Source organism: Streptacidiphilus sp. PAMC 29251 (assembly GCF_054208735.2).
In genome coordinates, this window is the sequence record NZ_CM135725.2 from 4,881,054 (window position 1) to 4,895,994 (window position 14,941).

Below are 14,941 nucleotides of genomic sequence, written 5' to 3' on the forward strand. Positions count from 1 at the left end.
CGTCCATGCACCCGGACAACGCCCCCGCCGCGAGGACGCCCAGCACGGCGGCCGTCACTGCGGCCCGGCTGACCCCGACATCGAACTTGACCACCGTGCGCGGCCCCGCTTTCCCGATCGGTCCGGCGACCGCCCTCAGCGGTCCCCTCACCGGCCCAACGGCGGCACCAGGTGAAAAGACACGGCCGTTCGGCGCAACCGCGCCTCCTTTTCTTCGCGAGCCGTCTTCTTCGCGGGCTGCCGCGGGCTGCCGCGGGCTGCCGCGAGCCGCCGCGTGCCGTCGCGAACCTTCGCGTGCCGCCGTGAACCTTCGCGAACGTGCCGGGGCCGGGGGCCTTTTCGGGGTTCTGCCCGGAGAATGGCCGTGTGATGGAGATGACACGCGAGGCCTTCGAGGAACTGGTCGGCGATGCCCTGGACCAGATACCCGCCGATCTGACCCGGCTGATGGACAACGTGGTGATCTTCGTCGAGGACGAGCCCGAGGCCGGCGACCCGGAACTGCTGGGCCTGTACGAGGGGACGCCGCTGACCGAGCGGGGCGAGTGGTACGCGGGGGTGCTGCCGGACCGGATCACCGTCTACATGGCCCCCACCCTGCGCCTGTGCCGGACCCCGGACGAGGTGCGGCACGAGGTGACCACCACCGTGATCCACGAAGTGGCGCACCACTTCGGCATCGGCGACGCCCACCTGCACGACCTGGGCTGGGGCTGAACCACGGCCTGCAAACGGCCGGCCATGGGTCAGGACGAGTCCGGCCCGGCGGACGCCTCGAAACCATTTTGGCGATACCCGCTCCCATCCCATATGCTTCTGAACGTCCCCGACGGCCGCAAGGAAGCCGGGAGGGCCAGCGCCCTCATCGTCTAGTGGCCCAGGACGCCGCCCTTTCAAGGCGGTAGCACGGGTTCGAATCCCGTTGGGGGTACGCATTAACACCGCGTGCAGGTTCGCCTGTGCGAGGCCTCGTGGAGAAGTTGGTTATCTCGCCACCCTGTCAAGGTGGAGATCGCGGGTTCAAGTCCCGTCGAGGTCGCAGTGCTTCCCCTTTCGGGGGGAATCACGGCCAGGTAGCTCAGTTGGTACGAGCGACCGCCTGAAAAGCGGTAGGTCGGCGGTTCGACCCCGCCCCTGGCCACAGTGCCGGAAACAGAGCCCCCAGCGGATTCATCGCTGGGGGCTCTGCTGTTGGGGCCCTGCGGGAAGGGCCGGGGCGGGCGAGGATGATGGAGCCACCCCAGGCGGAGAAGGCCCAGGCGGAGAAGCCCCCAGCGGAGAAGCCCCAAGAGGAGATGTCCATGACCGAGACCGTGGGCCGCCAGGCCTCCCTCCGTACGTCGGCGGCCGCGCTGCAGCCCGAGCTGGTGGCCCTGCGCCGGGCGCTGCACCGCGAGCCGGAGGTCGGTCTGGAGTTGCCGTTGACACAGGCCAGGGTGCTCGCCGCGTTGGAGGGCCTGCCGCTGGAGATAACCCTGGGCAAGCTGCTCGGTTCGGTGACGGCGGTGCTGCGCGGGGCCCTGCCGGGGCCCGTGGTGCTGCTGCGCGCGGACATGGACGCACTGCCGGTGCAGGAGGCCCCGGGCCTGCCGTACGCCTCGGTGCTGCCGGGGGTGATGCATGCCTGCGGGCACGATCTGCACACGGCGGGGCTGGTCGGCGCGGTTCGGCTGCTCTGCGAGCGGCGGGAGACCCTGGCCGGGAGCGTGGTGTTCATGTTCCAGCCCGGCGAGGAGGGCCTGGGCGGGGCACGGCTGATGATCGAGGAGGGCGTGCTCGACGCCGCCGGGAGCACCCCGGTCGCCGGGTACGCGCTGCACGTCGCGGCCTCGGTGCTGCCGCACGGCTGGGTGGCCACCCGTCCCGGGCCGATCATGGCGGCGGCCGACGTGCTGACCGTGACCATGCGCGGTCGCGGGGGCCACGGTTCCAGTCCGCATCTGGCGCTGGACCCGGTCCCGGCCGCCTGTGAGGCGGTGACCGCGCTGCAGACCATGGTCACCCGCCGCTTCGACGCCTTCGACCCGGTCGTGGTCACCGTCGGCAGCTTCCACGCGGGCACCACCGACAATGTCATCCCCGAGGAGGCGGTCTTCGCCGCCACCGTCCGCTCCTTCTCCCCCGAGGCCAGGGACCGGGTGCTGGCGGAGGCCCCGCGCCTGGTCCGCGGCATCGGCGAGGCGCACGGGCTGACCGTGGACGCGGTCGTCACCGAGGGCTACCCGGTCACCGTCAACAACGCCGCCGAGGCGGCCTACGCGGCCGAGACGGCCCGCCAACTCCTGGGCGTGGACCGCTATGTGGAGATGCCGCGGCCGGTGGCCGGCTCCGAGGACTTCGCCGTCGTGGCCGAGGTGATCCCCGCCGCCTATCTGATGCTCGGCGCCTGCCCCACCGACCAGAACCCCGGCACCGCCCCCTACAACCACTCCCCCGAGGCCGCCTTCGACGACGCGGTGCTGGCCGACGCGGCGGCGCTGCTCGCGGAACTGGCCCTGGGACGGCTCGCCCGCGGCTGAACCCCGAGCGGCCCCGAAAGGCCCGAGCAGGCCCGAGCAGGCCCGAGCCGCCCCGACTGGCCGACGGCTGTCCGCGGGCGCAGCATCGAACTGACCGGTCAGCTGCCCGCGCTTTGTCCTGGAGGTGTCCGCCATGGCGGTCGGACCTGTGGAGTACCTGGTGGTCGCGTTCCCGGGATCCCGGTTCCGCGGCGACATCCTGCCCGAGCTGAGGAAGCTGGTGGACGACGGTGTCATCCGGATCCTCGACCTGACCTTCGTCAGACGCGACGACGACGGCCTCGTCCGCTTCCTCGAACTTCGACTCCCTGGACGCGGACGAGGCGGCGATGTTCGCCGACATCGACGGCGAGGTCGGCGGCCTGCTGAGCGAGGAGGACCTGGCGCTGATGGCCGAGGAGATCCCGCCGGGCTCCTCCGCCGCGCTGCTGGTCTGGGAGAACACCTGGGCGGCACCGATCGCGGCGGCGATCCGGACGGCCGGCGGCGTGCTGGTGGCCCATGAGCGGGTGCCCGAGGTACTGGTGGAGCTGGATCTGCAGGCGATCGCCCGGGAAGAGGCACTGTCATGATCGGTCGACGGCTCAGCCGGGGCGGACGCCCGGGGCTCATCGGAGTGGCGGCCAGGACCGCTGTGGTCGCCGGGACCGCCTCCGCGGTGAGCGGACGAGTGGCAGCGCGGCAGCAGCAGGCCCACGCACCCGCCGCCGCAGCGCCCGCACCCACGCCCGCGCCCGCACCCACGCCTGCCCCCGCGGCACCAGCGCCCGCACCGGTGCTCGACGACCATGCGCTGTCCGCGCTGGAGCGCCTCGGCAGCCTCTATGCGCAGGGCCTGCTGTCCGAAGCGGAGTTCGCTGCCGCCAAGCAACGCGTGCTGGCCCCTTGACCTCCCCGAACTCCGACGCCGACGCCGACGCCGACTCCGCAGCCGGCATCGACGTAGACGTCGGCGTCGGCATCGACGTCGTCAGTGAGGCCCTGGACGACCTCCACCGTCGCCATCGGGCGCTGGACGAGGGCGCCGTCGCCGACTACATCCCGCAGTTGGCCCTGGCGGACCGGGACTGCTTCGGTCTTGCGCTGGTGAGCCTGGACGGGCACCGCTACCAGGCCGGGCAGTCCGAGGTCCGGTTCACCCTGCAGTCGGTGACCAAGCCCTTTGTGCTCGCGCTCGCCCTGGCCGAACTGGGCACCGAGGAGGTCGGCCGCAGGGTCGGCGCGGAGCCCAGCGGGGAGGCCTTCAACGCGATCAGCCTGGACCCGGTGACCGGCCGTCCGGCGAACCCCATGATCAACGCCGGCGCCATCGCGGTCACCGCGCTGGTCCCGGCGGCCGATCCGGCCGAGCGCTTCACCCGGATCCTGGACTGCCTGGGCCGCTTCGCCGGCCGCGCCCTGGACGTGGACGAGGAGGTCTACCGGTCGGAGGCCGGGACCGGGCACCGCAACCGGGCGCTGGCCCACCTGATGCGCGGGAGCGGTGCGCTGCGGGGCGACCCCGACGAGGCGGTGGAGACCTACTTCCGCCAGTGCGCGGTCCGGGCCACCGTCGCCGACCTGGCGGTGATGGCGGCCACGCTGGCGAACGGCGGGGTCAACCCGGTGACCGGCGCGACCGTGGTGCCCGAGCCGGTGGCGGTGCAGGTGCTGTCGGTGATGGCCACCTGCGGGATGTACGACGCGGCCGGCGAGTGGATGGTGCGGGTGGGGCTGCCCGCGAAGAGCGGGGTGTCCGGCGGCCTGGTCGCCGTGAGCCCGGCCCGCTTCGGCGTCGCCGTCCACAGCCCGCCGCTGGACGGCTTCGGCAATCCGGTCCGGGGCGTCGCTGCGCTGCGCGAGCTGTCCGAGCGCTTCGGACTGCACCTGATGCACAACGCCGCTCCGGGCGCGGCCACGGTCACCCGGTCGACCACGGCCGAGGACGGCCGGACCGCGCTGGTCGCGGCCCAGGGCGCGCTGGACTTCACCGCGGCCGAACGGGTGCTGTTCGCACTGGGGCAGCAGGCCCCCGGCCCGGCCGGCCGGGTGCTGCTCGACCTCGAACAGGTGACCGCGATCGACGCCACCGCCACGGCGATGCTCGATCGCGCCCTGACCCTGCTGGCCGAGCGCGGTCACCGGGTGACGGTCACCGGGAACATCCTGCTCAGGGCAGATGGACCGGGGCGCCCGGGCCGAGCGGGATCCCGATCAGATACCAGGCGATGAAGAAGACCAGCCAGCCCGCAGCGACGATCAAGGTGTACGGCAGCATCATCGACACCACCGTGCCGACCCCGGCCTCCTTCTTGTACTTCTGGGTGAGCAGCACGATGAAGGGGATGTAGACCATGAGCGGGGTGACGATGTTCATCGGTCCGTCGCCGACCCGGTAGGCCGCGAGGATGGTCTGCGGGGCGACGCCGAGCCGGATGAACAGCGGGATGAAGATCGGTGCGAAGATCGCCCACTTGGGGATCACCCCGGGGATGATGATGTCCAGCAGCAGCGTGACCAGGATGAATCCGATCAGCAGCCAGACCGCCCCGACATTGGCCCGCTCAAGGGCGTCGGCCAGTTTCACCGCGATCACGGTCGCCATGTTGGTGTAGTTGAAGTAGGCGATGAACTGGGCGATGATCAACAGCAGGAAGATCAGGCCCCCCAGACCGGCGAAGGTCTTGGTGATGGCGGCCATGGCGGCGGCGCTGCCCTTGAGGGTCTTCGCGCCGGCCCCGTAGCAGAGCCCGGTGACCAGGAAGATCAGCATGATGATGAAGATCAGGCTGTCCATGAACGGAGAGTCGTCGAACAGGCTGCCGGTCTCCTGGTTCCGCAGCGGTGCGCTCGGGAACACGGACAGCAGCACCAGTAGCAGCAGGACGCCGAGCAGGCCGTAGAGCGCCCAGCGGAGTCCGCGGGCCTCGGCCTCCGGGCCGCCGGGCGTCTCCTCGGTGGCCTCGGCCGCCTCGTGCGGGATGTAGCGGCCCAGGCTGGGCTCGACGAACTTCTCGGTGATCACGGTGATCAGGATGGCCAGGAAGAACGTCGAGGCGATGCCGAAGTAGAGGTTGGAGGTCAGGTCGATGGTGAGGCTGGGATCAGCCAGCCGGACCGCCTCATTGGTGACCTCGGTGATGATGCCGTCGGTCGGGGTGATCAGGACGTTCACCCCGAAGGTGGCGCCGACCGCGGCGAACGCGGCGGCCAGCCCGGCCAGCGGATGGCGTCCCACGCTCTTGAAGGCGACCGCGCCCAGCGGGATCAGCACCAGGTAGCCCGCGTCCGAGGCGATGCTGGACAGGATGCCGAGCAGCACGATGATGAAGGTCAGCGTGGCCGGCGGGGACACCGCGACGAGTTTTCGGATCAGCGCCCCGATCAGCCCGGCCTCCTCGGCCAGGCCGACGCCGATCATGGCCACCAGGATCACCCCGACCACGCCGAAGCTGGTGAAGTTGTCCACCGCCGAGGTGAAGATGAAGCGGACGCCGTCCGCCGTCAGCAGGCTCTCGATCTTGGTGGTCTCGTGGGTCACCTGGACGTCGGGGTGGTGCAGCGCGTCCGGCGGGTAGCTGACCGAGGGCTCGGTGGTGCCCTGCGGGTAGTAGAGCTTCCCGGCCACCGGGGCCGGGGCGGCGGACTCGTAGGTGACATGGACGCCGACCGCGGACAGGATCGCGGACAGCACGATGACCAGCAGGATCAGCAGCAGGAAGATGACGGCGGGGTGCGGGACCTTGTTGCCCGCCTTCTCGATGCCGTCCAGCATCCGCTGGGTGAACGACCTCTTGCCGCTCTCGGCCGCGGCGACGGCACTGCTCATGCGGAGACTCCTGACGAACGGGTGAAGCCGAGCGCGAGCTCGGTCAGCAGGCGGGCGCCGAAGCCGGTGCAGCCGCGCGGGTGCCAGGAGTCGGCCGCGTCGTTCTGGGCCGGGCCGGCGATGTCGATGTGGGCCCAGTCCCGCCCGGCAACGAAGGCGTCCAGGAACAGGGCAGCGTGGATCGCCCCGCCGTTGGGGCCGCCCATGTTCTTGATGTCGGCGATGTCGGAGTCCAGTTCCTTGCGGTAGCGCCGCGCCAGCGGTAGCTGCCAGGCGGGCTCGTCGGTGAGCGCCGCGGCGGCCAGCACCTGGTCCACCAGCGGCTGGGCGTTGCCGAACACCCCGGCGATCTCCGCGCCCAGCGCACGCAGGCTCGCCCCGGTGAGGGTGGCGATGTCCACGATCGCGTCGCCGGGCTCCTCGGTGGCCAGGACCAGGGCGTCGGCCATCACCAGCCGGCCCTCGGCGTCGGTGTTGATGACCTCGACCGTGGTGCCGCCGCGGATGGTGAGCACGTCGCCGAGCTTGGTCGCGCTCCCCGAGGGCATGTTGTCGGTGCACATCAGCCAGCCGGTCACCACCGTGGGGCAGTCCAACGCCCGCAGCGCGGTCATCGCCGCGAGAATCGCCCCGGCGCCCGACATGTCGTTCTTCATCGTGGCGTGCACGGCGTCGGAGGGCTTGAGGCTGATGCCGCCCGAGTCGTACATGATGCCCTTGCCGACCAGGGCGAGCCGGCCCGCCGCAGCAGTGTCGGCAGGCCGGTGCACCACCTTGATCATCCGTGGTTCGTCGGTGCTGCCCGCGTTCACCCCGAGCAGCCCGCCGCAACCGAGCTGCCGCAGCGCCGCCCGGTCGAACACCTCGACCTCGAAGCCGCACTCGTCGGCCAACAGCACCGCGCAGTCGGCCATCACCTCCGCGGTCATCATGCTCGGCGGACAGTTCGCCAGGTCACGGGCCACCGCCTGGGTCCGGGCCAGGATCCGGCCCCGCTCGGCGCCACGGGCGACGGCGTCCAGGCCGTCCGCGGGCGCCAGCAGGACGAGTTCCTCCAGTGCCGGGCTGTTCGCGGACTCCGCCTTGAGGACCGGGTAGCGGTAGCGGGCCAGCAGCGCCCCCTCCACCAGCGCCTGCGCGGCCACCTCCGGGGACACCAGGGTGTGCTGAGGCAGCACCAGGGCGATCCGGCGGTGCCGGGCGGCGGCCCGGGCGAAGGCCGCAGCGGCGTCGCGCAGGGCGTGGGCGTCCGCTGCCCCCTCGGCGCCGACGCCGTAGAGGACCAAGGTGCGCCCGCCCGGGCCCGGGTGGGTCAGAGCCTGGCCCACCGCGCCGTCGAAGCCCGCCGCCCGCAGGGCGTCCGGGCCCAGATCGAGCCCGGCGGGGGGTCCGCCCGAGGTGGTGACCGGCACCCCCTGGGCGCTCAGCGGGTCCAGCGCCTGGTAGCCGCCCTCCGGCAGCGCCGCGGCCGACACCTGCGTCACCCCGGACCAGGAGGGGACCAGCTCACGTACGTCCTCAGCAGCCGTCACAGGCGGAACTCCTCATAGGGACATCACCGGGGGCGGGCAGTATGCCCTTGCGCATCCCCTCAGATATCCCATATGAGGCTTAAATAACTATTCAGGCACGCCGCCATGACGTCGTGTCAGTAGCGCTGGGCCTGGGCCACCCGGGGGATCAGGGCCTGCTCGGAGGGCTTGGTGCTGAAGCCGACCGGCTGCGCCTTCTGGCCGGCGGCCAGGTTCTCGGTTCCGACCACCGTGCTGTCGACCACCTTGCCGGTGCTGTCCTCGAAATTGATCTTCACGGCATAGGACGCGGTGGCGCCGCTGCGGTTGGTGATGTTGACGACCACCGCGTTCAGGCCCCCGGTCCGGCTGCGGTTCAGCCCGGTGAGCCCGACCTCCGCCACGGCGTTGCCCTGCCCCGACACCTTCGCCAGCTCGGCCTTCGCCGCCGCGGTGGCCCGGCCGGACTCCGCCGACACCGATGCCTCGAACGCCGACGCGGCGGCCGAGGCCGAGGCCGCCGCCGCCGAGGCGGCGGCCTGGCCCGAGCTGGCCAGGGAGGCCAGCGCGGAGGGCGGCTGCCCGGAGAAGGACTGCGGATTCGGCGAGAACGAGGGCGTCGAGGCCGAGGAGAGGTTCGCACTCGTCGAGGAGCTGCCGCACGCCGCCAGCCCGACCACACCGGCCATCCCGCCGGCCAGCAGGCCCCCCGCCAGCAGCAGCCGCCTCGCACCCGAGCCCACCTGTGAAGTTCGCACTGTCGCACCCATCGTCCAGGGCCGGGCTCCGGATCCCGCGCCTGTCCTCCAGCCTCACCCTGCCCCGTCCCGGCCGCGACCGCAGTCAGCCATCCAGTGCAGCGCCGTCGGGCATCCGATCGACTGTCCGACTGATCCCCGGGGGCGATCCGGGCGTGGTGTGCCGGGAACCGCGCCGGGAGGTGGATCCATGGAAGGTGATCACCCTGCCGTCCCTGCGTGCCCATGGTCGGCATGCGCCAGCCCGGAGGAACCATGGACACCGCACCAGCACGCCGGACGACCCGGACCGGCCTGCGGAGGAACCGGGCCGGCCGGCTGACCGTGCTGGCGGGGCTGGCCCTGACTCCCCTGGTCGGCGTCCTGGTGAGCGTCTCGGCCGCGCCGCTGGCACCGCCGCTGGGAGCCTGCAGCGGGCCGGACTGCCCCGGCACCTTCCCGCCGCCGAACAACGGCGACTTCGCCGGCCGCGACGCCAGCATCAACGTCTTCGTCGGCGGGAACTACACCGCCCAGGGCCGGGCCGCCGAGGCGGAGGGGAAGATCGTCACCCTGGGCAACCTGCTGATCGACAAGAACGGTGGCGGCAGTTTCAACATGGCCGTGGTCGGCGTGGGCTCACGGGTGCCGCCGCCCAACGGCACCGACTTCGTCACCGTCGGCGGCAGTCTCACCGTCCGGCCGGGCAACACCCTGCTCACCGGGGGCGTCGACAGCACCTCCACCGCCTGGGGCAACATCCGCCACGGGGGCACCAGCACCGGCACGGTGAGCGTCGTCGCCCCGGGGCAGCAGATCCACGATCCGGACGCGGCGACGCCGTTCCTCCCGGTGCGCACCCAGATCGAGGAGGCCTCCGCGTGCAGCGGCAAGGCCGCGGCGACCGGCACCGTCGACCTGAGCAGCTTTCAGGCGACCTTCACCGGCGACGGTACGAGCAGCCGCCAGGTCTTCAACGTCACCGGGAACCTGACCTCGCCCGGCGGCGGATCGATCGGCCTGGAGTTCACCGGAATCCCCAGCGGAGCCACCGTCCTGGTGAACATGCTGTCCGCCGATCCGGTGATCAACACTTACACCGGGACCGGTACGGATCCGATCAGCGCGCTGCGGCCCCGGCTGATGTGGAACTTCCCGAACGCCACCGGCCCCAGGATCACCGGCGGCGCCCAGTTCCAGGGCTCGGTGCTGGCAGGCAACCCGGCCGGCACCACCACCGTCGACGCCCCCGGGATCAACGGCCGGGTCTACCTGGCGGGCAACCTGGTCCAGCAGGGCGGCGGTGGCTACGAGATCCACAGCTACCCCTTCATCGGCGACCTGCCGGACTGCACGACCCCCACGCCCACACCCACCCCGACGACGACCACCACCCCGACCACCACGCCCACGGTGACCCCCACCAGGACCCGCACCCCGGACGCAACACCGAGCGACTCGCAGACGGCGACCACGACCCCGACGCCGACTACGACCCCGAGCCGAACGCCGACCCCCGGACCGAGCCCGACCAGTCCGACCAGTCCGACACCGGGCCGTCCCGGAGAGACCCTGGCCGACACCGGCAGCGCCGTCCTCCCCGCCCTCGGCGCGACCGTCGGCCTGCTGACCGCCGGCTACACCGCCTTCCGGTTGCAGCGCCGGACCAGGCGGCGGAGCTGAGCAAGCAGGCCGGCGCTACTCCGGACGCATGATCAGCAGGCTGCTGGTGGCCGTCGCGATGACCTTGCCGCCCGCATCGACGATGCGGCCCTCGGCGAGCGCCGTGCGGCGGCCGAGGTGGACCACGGTGCCCACGGCCGTGATCGGACCGGTGGCGATCGAGACCGGCCGCAGGAACTTCACCGAGAGATCCAGGCTGGTGTAGAAGACGCCCGCCGGAAGGCTGGTGTGCACGGCGCAGCCGAGGGCCGAGTCGAGCAGGGTCGCGAACACGCCGCCGTGCACCGAGCCGATCGGGTTGTAGTGGAACTCCTCGGGCGTCAGCCGGAACTCGACCCGGCCCTCCTCGAAGGTGATGCCTTCGAAGCCGAGGGTGCTCAGGATCGGCGGCGGTGACACCCGGCCCTCGGCCATCGCGGTGAAGAACTCCAGGCCGCTCAGCCCCGCCCCGAATCCGGCCGTCTCCAGCGGATCGGCCCAGGTGTACGTACGCTCCCGGACCACGGTCTGCTTCGTACCGGTCATCGGTCGCCCTCGTTCCACTCGTCGGACAGTGTCTGAGACGACGCTAGGACATCTGGGTTTCTATTCGCAACTCAGATCGTTAGAATCCTGCCATGACCCCGCCCCGTTCAACGCCTTCGACAGCGAGACCTGCTCGATCGCGCGCACGCTGGCCCTCGTCGGCGACCGGTGGACCCTGCTGGTGCTGCGCGACGTGGCGAACGGGGTGGGCCGGTTCGACGACCTGGCCGCCCACCTGGGCATCGCCCGCAATGTGCTGTCCCGGCGGCTGGCCGCGCTGGCCGAGGCGGAGCTGCTGGTGCGCTCCGCGTACCAGGTCGAGGGGGCCCGCGAGCGGCACGAGTACCGGCTCAGCCCGGCCGGGCGCGAGCTGATGCCGATCCTGCTGGCCTTCATGGGCTGGGGCGACCGGCACCTGGCCGGGCCCGAGGGGCCGCCCGCGGTGCCGGTGCACGCGGACTGCGGCGAGCCGGTCCAGGTCTCGGTGACCTGCGCGGCGGGGCACGAACTCGGCGCCAACCCCCGGCTGCGGCTCCACCCCGGCCCCGGCAGCCGCCGCCGCTGACCGCCCACCGAGGCCGAAGGGCCTACTCCTGCAGGTGCGGGTACTCCGCCGAGCGGTGCTGGAACGCCAGCACGGCCGGGTTGCGGATGACGCCCGCGTGGATCTCGATGGCGCGGCGGATGGTCTCGTCGGCCTCCCAGGCGTCGGGGCCGTCCAGCACCGATCGCAGGTACGGCATCAGCGCCTCGCTGTTCTCCCAGGTGGCGGAGTTCCACAGGTAGGAGGGGCTGTGGTCGACGCCGTAGTAGTGCACATTGTCACCGACGGTGAACATGGGCTCGGTGAAGGTGGTGGGACGCGCCCAGCTGAACCCCATCCCCTCGTCGCAGGAGACGTCGATGATCAGGGTTCCGGGGGCCAGCGTGTCCAGGTCTTCCTCTATCAGGAAGGTCAGCGGCGCGGCGGTGTCCTGGAGCACGCAGTTGACGATGATGTCGTGGCCCGCGAGGAACTCCGCGAGCGGCTGCCGGCCGTCCTCGGTGAGGGCGTGGCTGCGGCGCGGGTCCTTGGTGTCGTCCGCCTCGTCGTGGTCGAACTGGACGATCCGGGCGGAGTGGATCGGCGAGCTGACCGCGGTGACGCCACGCGCGGTGAGCACGTCCACGTCGTGCACGCCCAGCGAGTTGAGGGCGGTCACCGCGCCGCGGGCGGTGGCGCCGAAGCCGATCACCACGGCGCGCAGCCGGCGGCCGTAGTCGCCGGTGGAGCCGATCAGCTGCATCGCGTGCAGCACCGAGGAGTAGCCGGCCAGCTCGTTGTTCTTGTGGAACACATGCAGGTTGAACGAGCCGTCGCTGGTCCAGTGGTTCATCGCCTCGAAGGCGATCAGGGTCAGCCGGCGGTCGATGGCCGTCTGGGTGATCTTCTGGTCCTGGACGCAGTGCGGCCAGCCCCAGAGCACCTGTCCCTCGCGCAGCTCGGCGACGTCCTCGAGCATCGGCTTGCCCAGCAGGATGACGTCGCACCCGGCGATGAGCTCGGCCCGTGGCGCCAGCCCCGCGACGAGGGGGGCCAGCTGCTCGTCGGAGATCCCGAAGCGCCGGCCGTAGCCCTGCTCAAGGTGGATCCGTCCACGGAGGTCGCTGTCGATCCGCTCGAAATGCGCGGGGTGGATCGGCAGTCGATGCTCGTTCTCCTTGCGTGACTGCGCCATGATGCCGAGCTTGAGTTGGTGCAAAACGCCCCTTTGGTTACTCCCTGTTTACCACATGGTGGCCCGCCGGGAGCGGTGCGTACCGGGGCGGGCCCTATGCTGGCGGGCGACCGGGAACGGGGCCGGGGACGGGGAGGGACGGGCCGGATGACGCTGCTGATCGCGCATCGCGGGGATCCGCTGGTGCTGCGGGAGAACACGCTGCCTTCGGTGCTGTCCGCGATGACCGAGGGCGCGGACTGGGTCGAGATCGATGTGAAGCTGACCAGGGACGGAGTGGCCGTGCTGCTGCACGACGACACCCTGACCCGGCTGTGGGGCCACAACCGGCGGGTGGAGTCGCTGTCGTACGCCGAGCTGGGCGAGCTGACCCGGGACGACCGCTGCCGGATCCCGACCCTGCGGCAGGCGCTCGACCTGGCCCGGGAGACCCGGGTGCCGCTGATGATCGACGTGCCCAGGCTGCCCGAAGCGCTGGCCGCGGCGGAGCTGGTGCGCGCCGACGGCCGCTTCGCCGAGGCGGTGTTCACCGGACCGCCGTCCGCGCTGGCCGGGGTGCGCGCGGTCGCCGACCAGGCCTGCATCGCGATGAGCTGGGAGTCGCCGCTGCTGCCCAGGGCCGCGGTGCTGCGGCGGGTGCGGCCGGACTACTTCAATCCGCACCACCGCTGGCTGACCCCGGGCCGGATCGCCCGGCTGCAGCGCCGCGGGCTCAAGGTCAGCACCTGGACCGTGGACTGCCCTCGCCGTATGGCCGACCTGGCCGGCGCCGGGATCGACGCCATCATCTCCAATGACCTCAGGTCGCTGCGGCAGGTGCTCGCCATTCATTCCCCGAACCACCAGAAGTAATTATATTTCAATTACCTCGTATGCCACAGGAATGTGCGCCCGGCAATTGCCGACGTGTATATTTCCCCCATAAAGCTCGCACGGCAATCATGGGGATATCAAATGGGCGGCGACTCCAAGACCCTGCCGGAGCGCCTCCGGGCGTGGGACGTGCGGCAAGCGGGCTGGGGCGGGCCGATCTACCGTGGCCGGGCCCGGCCCGAGCCGGGCGATCTGGTGCTGATGTCCAATGACTACCTCTCCCTCGGCAGCGCCCCCGACGTGATCGAGGCCCAGGTCAACTCGCTTCTGCGGAACGGCAACGGGCTGATGATGTCGGGCGCCTTCACCGGCGACGCCGACCCGCAGCGGGCGCTGGAGCAGCGGCTGGCGGAGTTCATGCAGGCTCCCGCGACGATGCTCTGCCAATCCGGCTGGGCCGCGAACGTGGGATTGCTGCAGGCGATCGCGCCGACCGGTTCCTCCGTGTACGTCGATGCCACCGCTCATATGTCGCTGTGGGCCGGCATCGAAGCCGCCGAGGCCATTCCCAGGCCCTTTCCGCACAATGACCTGGAATACCTGGAACGGCTGGTCGGACGGCATGGCCCCGGGGTGATCGCGGTCGACGCCCTCTACAGCGTCACCGGGGACCTCTGCCCCTTGGCCGAGCTGGTCGCGGTGGCCGAGCGCACCGGCTGCGCGGTGATCGCGGACGAGTCGCACACCCTGGGCGTGCTCGGCCCGCAGGGCGCCGGGCTCACCGTCGCGCTGGGTCTCGCCGACCGGGTCGCCTACCGGACCGCCAGTCTGGCCAAGGCCTTCGCCGGACGGGCCGGCCTGGTCGCCTGCTCCCGGCGGACCGCCGACTACCTGCCGTTCCACTCGCACGGAGCGATCTTCAGCTCCACCCTGCTGCCGCACGATCTGGCCGGTCTCGGAGCGGTGCTGAATCGTATCCTCACCGCCGACGACCGGCGGGAGCGGCTGGTGCGGCAGTCCGCCGCGCTGCGCCGGGGGCTGACCGCGCTGGGCTACAACATCGCGCCCAGCGAGAGCTGGATCGTCCCGCTGCAGCCCGGCACCGAGCGGCAGATCTCCCTGCTGCAGCACCTGCTGGACGGCGAGGGGGTGTTCGCCGCGCCGTTCATCCCGCCGGCGGTGGGCAACAACCGCTGCGTGCACCGGATCTCGGTGCACTCCGAGGTCACCGACGCCGAGCTGGACCGGGTCCTGGACGCCTGCGCCCTGGTCCGCGACAAGGTCGGCGTGCGGGAGTGGAAATCCACCCGCCGTCTCAACGCGACCCTCTGACCTGAACGTTTTCGTCATACAAGGAGCACCGCCATGGACACTGTCACCCAGACCGACGACCGGATCACCAGGATCACCAGGATCGTCAGCGACCACCTGGAGATCGAACCGGACGAGATCGCCCCCACCGACCGCTTCGTGGAGGACCACGGCGCCGACTCGCTCGCCCTGATCGGCGTGCTGGCGGCGCTGGAGGCCGAGTTCAAGGTCGGCATCGACCAGTCCGAGCTGCCGCGGATGACCGACATCAGCAGCGTGGACCGGGTCATCGCCGAGATCAGCGCCAGGTAGGCGG

15 protein-coding genes and 3 tRNA genes are annotated in these 14,941 nt (G+C 71.3%); 13 read left to right on the plus strand and 5 right to left on the minus strand.

From position 1 onward, the window contains the following. Positions 1 to 366: 366 nt before the first annotated feature. From ACXKR8_RS22910 to glsA, 8 genes are all read left to right on the plus strand, one after another. Positions 367 to 717 (plus strand): metallopeptidase family protein, encoded by a 351-nt coding sequence (locus ACXKR8_RS22910; protein WP_458274747.1) that lies wholly within the window; start codon positions 367 to 369, stop codon positions 715 to 717. 141 nt (positions 718 to 858) lie between these two features. Then, positions 859 to 931 (plus strand) — tRNA-Glu (locus tag ACXKR8_RS22915). A 34-nt stretch (positions 932 to 965) separates the two neighbouring features. Continuing rightward, a tRNA-Asp gene (locus ACXKR8_RS22920) sits at positions 966 to 1,039 on the plus strand. 28 nt (positions 1,040 to 1,067) lie between these two features. Beyond that, positions 1,068 to 1,141 (plus strand) — tRNA-Phe (locus tag ACXKR8_RS22925). Positions 1,142 to 1,301: 160 nt separating this feature from the next. Beyond that, entirely contained in the window at positions 1,302 to 2,519 is a 1,218-nt protein-coding gene (locus ACXKR8_RS22930) for a M20 metallopeptidase family protein (protein WP_458274748.1), read from the plus strand. Between the two features lie 329 nt (positions 2,520 to 2,848). Continuing rightward, a complete protein-coding gene (locus tag ACXKR8_RS22935; RefSeq protein WP_462100650.1) occupies positions 2,849 to 3,091 on the plus strand; it encodes a hypothetical protein in 243 nt (80 codons plus the stop codon). Continuing rightward, positions 3,088 to 3,408: an SHOCT domain-containing protein gene (locus tag ACXKR8_RS22940; RefSeq protein ID WP_458274750.1), complete on the plus strand. Its 321-nt coding sequence runs from the start codon at positions 3,088 to 3,090 to the stop codon at positions 3,406 to 3,408. Before ACXKR8_RS22935 ends, ACXKR8_RS22940 begins: the two co-directional genes overlap by 4 nt. A 71-nt stretch (positions 3,409 to 3,479) precedes the next feature. Continuing rightward, positions 3,480 to 4,730, plus strand: a complete 1,251-nt coding sequence (gene glsA / locus ACXKR8_RS22945) for a glutaminase A (protein ID WP_458275065.1) — start codon at positions 3,480 to 3,482, stop codon at positions 4,728 to 4,730. On the opposite strand, the gene ACXKR8_RS22950 is transcribed toward glsA, so the two are convergent. From ACXKR8_RS22950 to ACXKR8_RS22960, 3 genes are all read right to left on the minus strand, one after another. Next, positions 4,669 to 6,327, minus strand: coding sequence for an AbgT family transporter (locus ACXKR8_RS22950; RefSeq protein ID WP_458274751.1), 1,659 nt, complete (start codon positions 6,325 to 6,327; stop codon positions 4,669 to 4,671). The genes glsA and ACXKR8_RS22950 overlap by 62 nt on opposite strands. Then, positions 6,324 to 7,859, minus strand: coding sequence for a leucyl aminopeptidase (locus ACXKR8_RS22955; RefSeq protein ID WP_458274752.1), 1,536 nt, complete (start codon positions 7,857 to 7,859; stop codon positions 6,324 to 6,326). The genes ACXKR8_RS22950 and ACXKR8_RS22955 overlap by 4 nt, the downstream gene beginning before the upstream one ends. Before the next feature lie 116 nt (positions 7,860 to 7,975). Then, positions 7,976 to 8,596: a hypothetical protein gene (locus ACXKR8_RS22960; RefSeq protein ID WP_458274753.1), complete on the minus strand. Its 621-nt coding sequence runs from the start codon at positions 8,594 to 8,596 to the stop codon at positions 7,976 to 7,978. 255 nt (positions 8,597 to 8,851) lie between these two features. On the opposite strand from ACXKR8_RS22960, the gene ACXKR8_RS22965 reads away from it, so the two are divergent. Continuing rightward, positions 8,852 to 10,258, plus strand: coding sequence for a choice-of-anchor A family protein (locus ACXKR8_RS22965; RefSeq protein ID WP_458274754.1), 1,407 nt, complete (start codon positions 8,852 to 8,854; stop codon positions 10,256 to 10,258). Between the two features lie 15 nt (positions 10,259 to 10,273). On the opposite strand, the gene ACXKR8_RS22970 is transcribed toward ACXKR8_RS22965, so the two are convergent. Next, the gene (locus ACXKR8_RS22970; protein ID WP_458274755.1) at positions 10,274 to 10,783 is read right to left on the minus strand and encodes a PaaI family thioesterase; all 510 of its coding nucleotides are present in this window, start codon (positions 10,781 to 10,783) and stop codon (positions 10,274 to 10,276) included. Between the two features lie 28 nt (positions 10,784 to 10,811). Here ACXKR8_RS22970 and ACXKR8_RS22975 point away from each other — a divergent pair, with 28 nt between their 5' ends. After that, positions 10,812 to 11,348, plus strand: coding sequence for a winged helix-turn-helix transcriptional regulator (locus ACXKR8_RS22975; protein ID WP_462100651.1), 537 nt, complete (start codon positions 10,812 to 10,814; stop codon positions 11,346 to 11,348). Between the two features lie 22 nt (positions 11,349 to 11,370). On the opposite strand, the gene ACXKR8_RS22980 is transcribed toward ACXKR8_RS22975, so the two are convergent. Further along, the gene (locus ACXKR8_RS22980) at positions 11,371 to 12,525 is read right to left on the minus strand and encodes a N(5)-(carboxyethyl)ornithine synthase (RefSeq protein ID WP_458274757.1); all 1,155 of its coding nucleotides are present in this window, start codon (positions 12,523 to 12,525) and stop codon (positions 11,371 to 11,373) included. A gap of 123 nt (positions 12,526 to 12,648) precedes the next feature. Between ACXKR8_RS22980 and ACXKR8_RS22985 the strand changes: the two genes are divergently transcribed. From ACXKR8_RS22985 to ACXKR8_RS22995, 3 genes are all read left to right on the plus strand, one after another. Further along, a complete protein-coding gene (locus tag ACXKR8_RS22985) occupies positions 12,649 to 13,353 on the plus strand; it encodes a glycerophosphodiester phosphodiesterase (protein ID WP_458274758.1) in 705 nt (234 codons plus the stop codon). A gap of 102 nt (positions 13,354 to 13,455) precedes the next feature. Further along, the gene (cqsA, locus tag ACXKR8_RS22990) at positions 13,456 to 14,646 is read left to right on the plus strand and encodes an alpha-hydroxyketone-type quorum-sensing autoinducer synthase (RefSeq protein WP_458274759.1); all 1,191 of its coding nucleotides are present in this window, start codon (positions 13,456 to 13,458) and stop codon (positions 14,644 to 14,646) included. A gap of 33 nt (positions 14,647 to 14,679) precedes the next feature. Then, on the plus strand, positions 14,680 to 14,937 hold the full coding sequence (locus ACXKR8_RS22995) for an acyl carrier protein (RefSeq protein WP_458274760.1): 258 nt from the start codon (positions 14,680 to 14,682) through the stop codon (positions 14,935 to 14,937). The last annotated feature ends 4 nt before the right edge of the window (positions 14,938 to 14,941 follow it).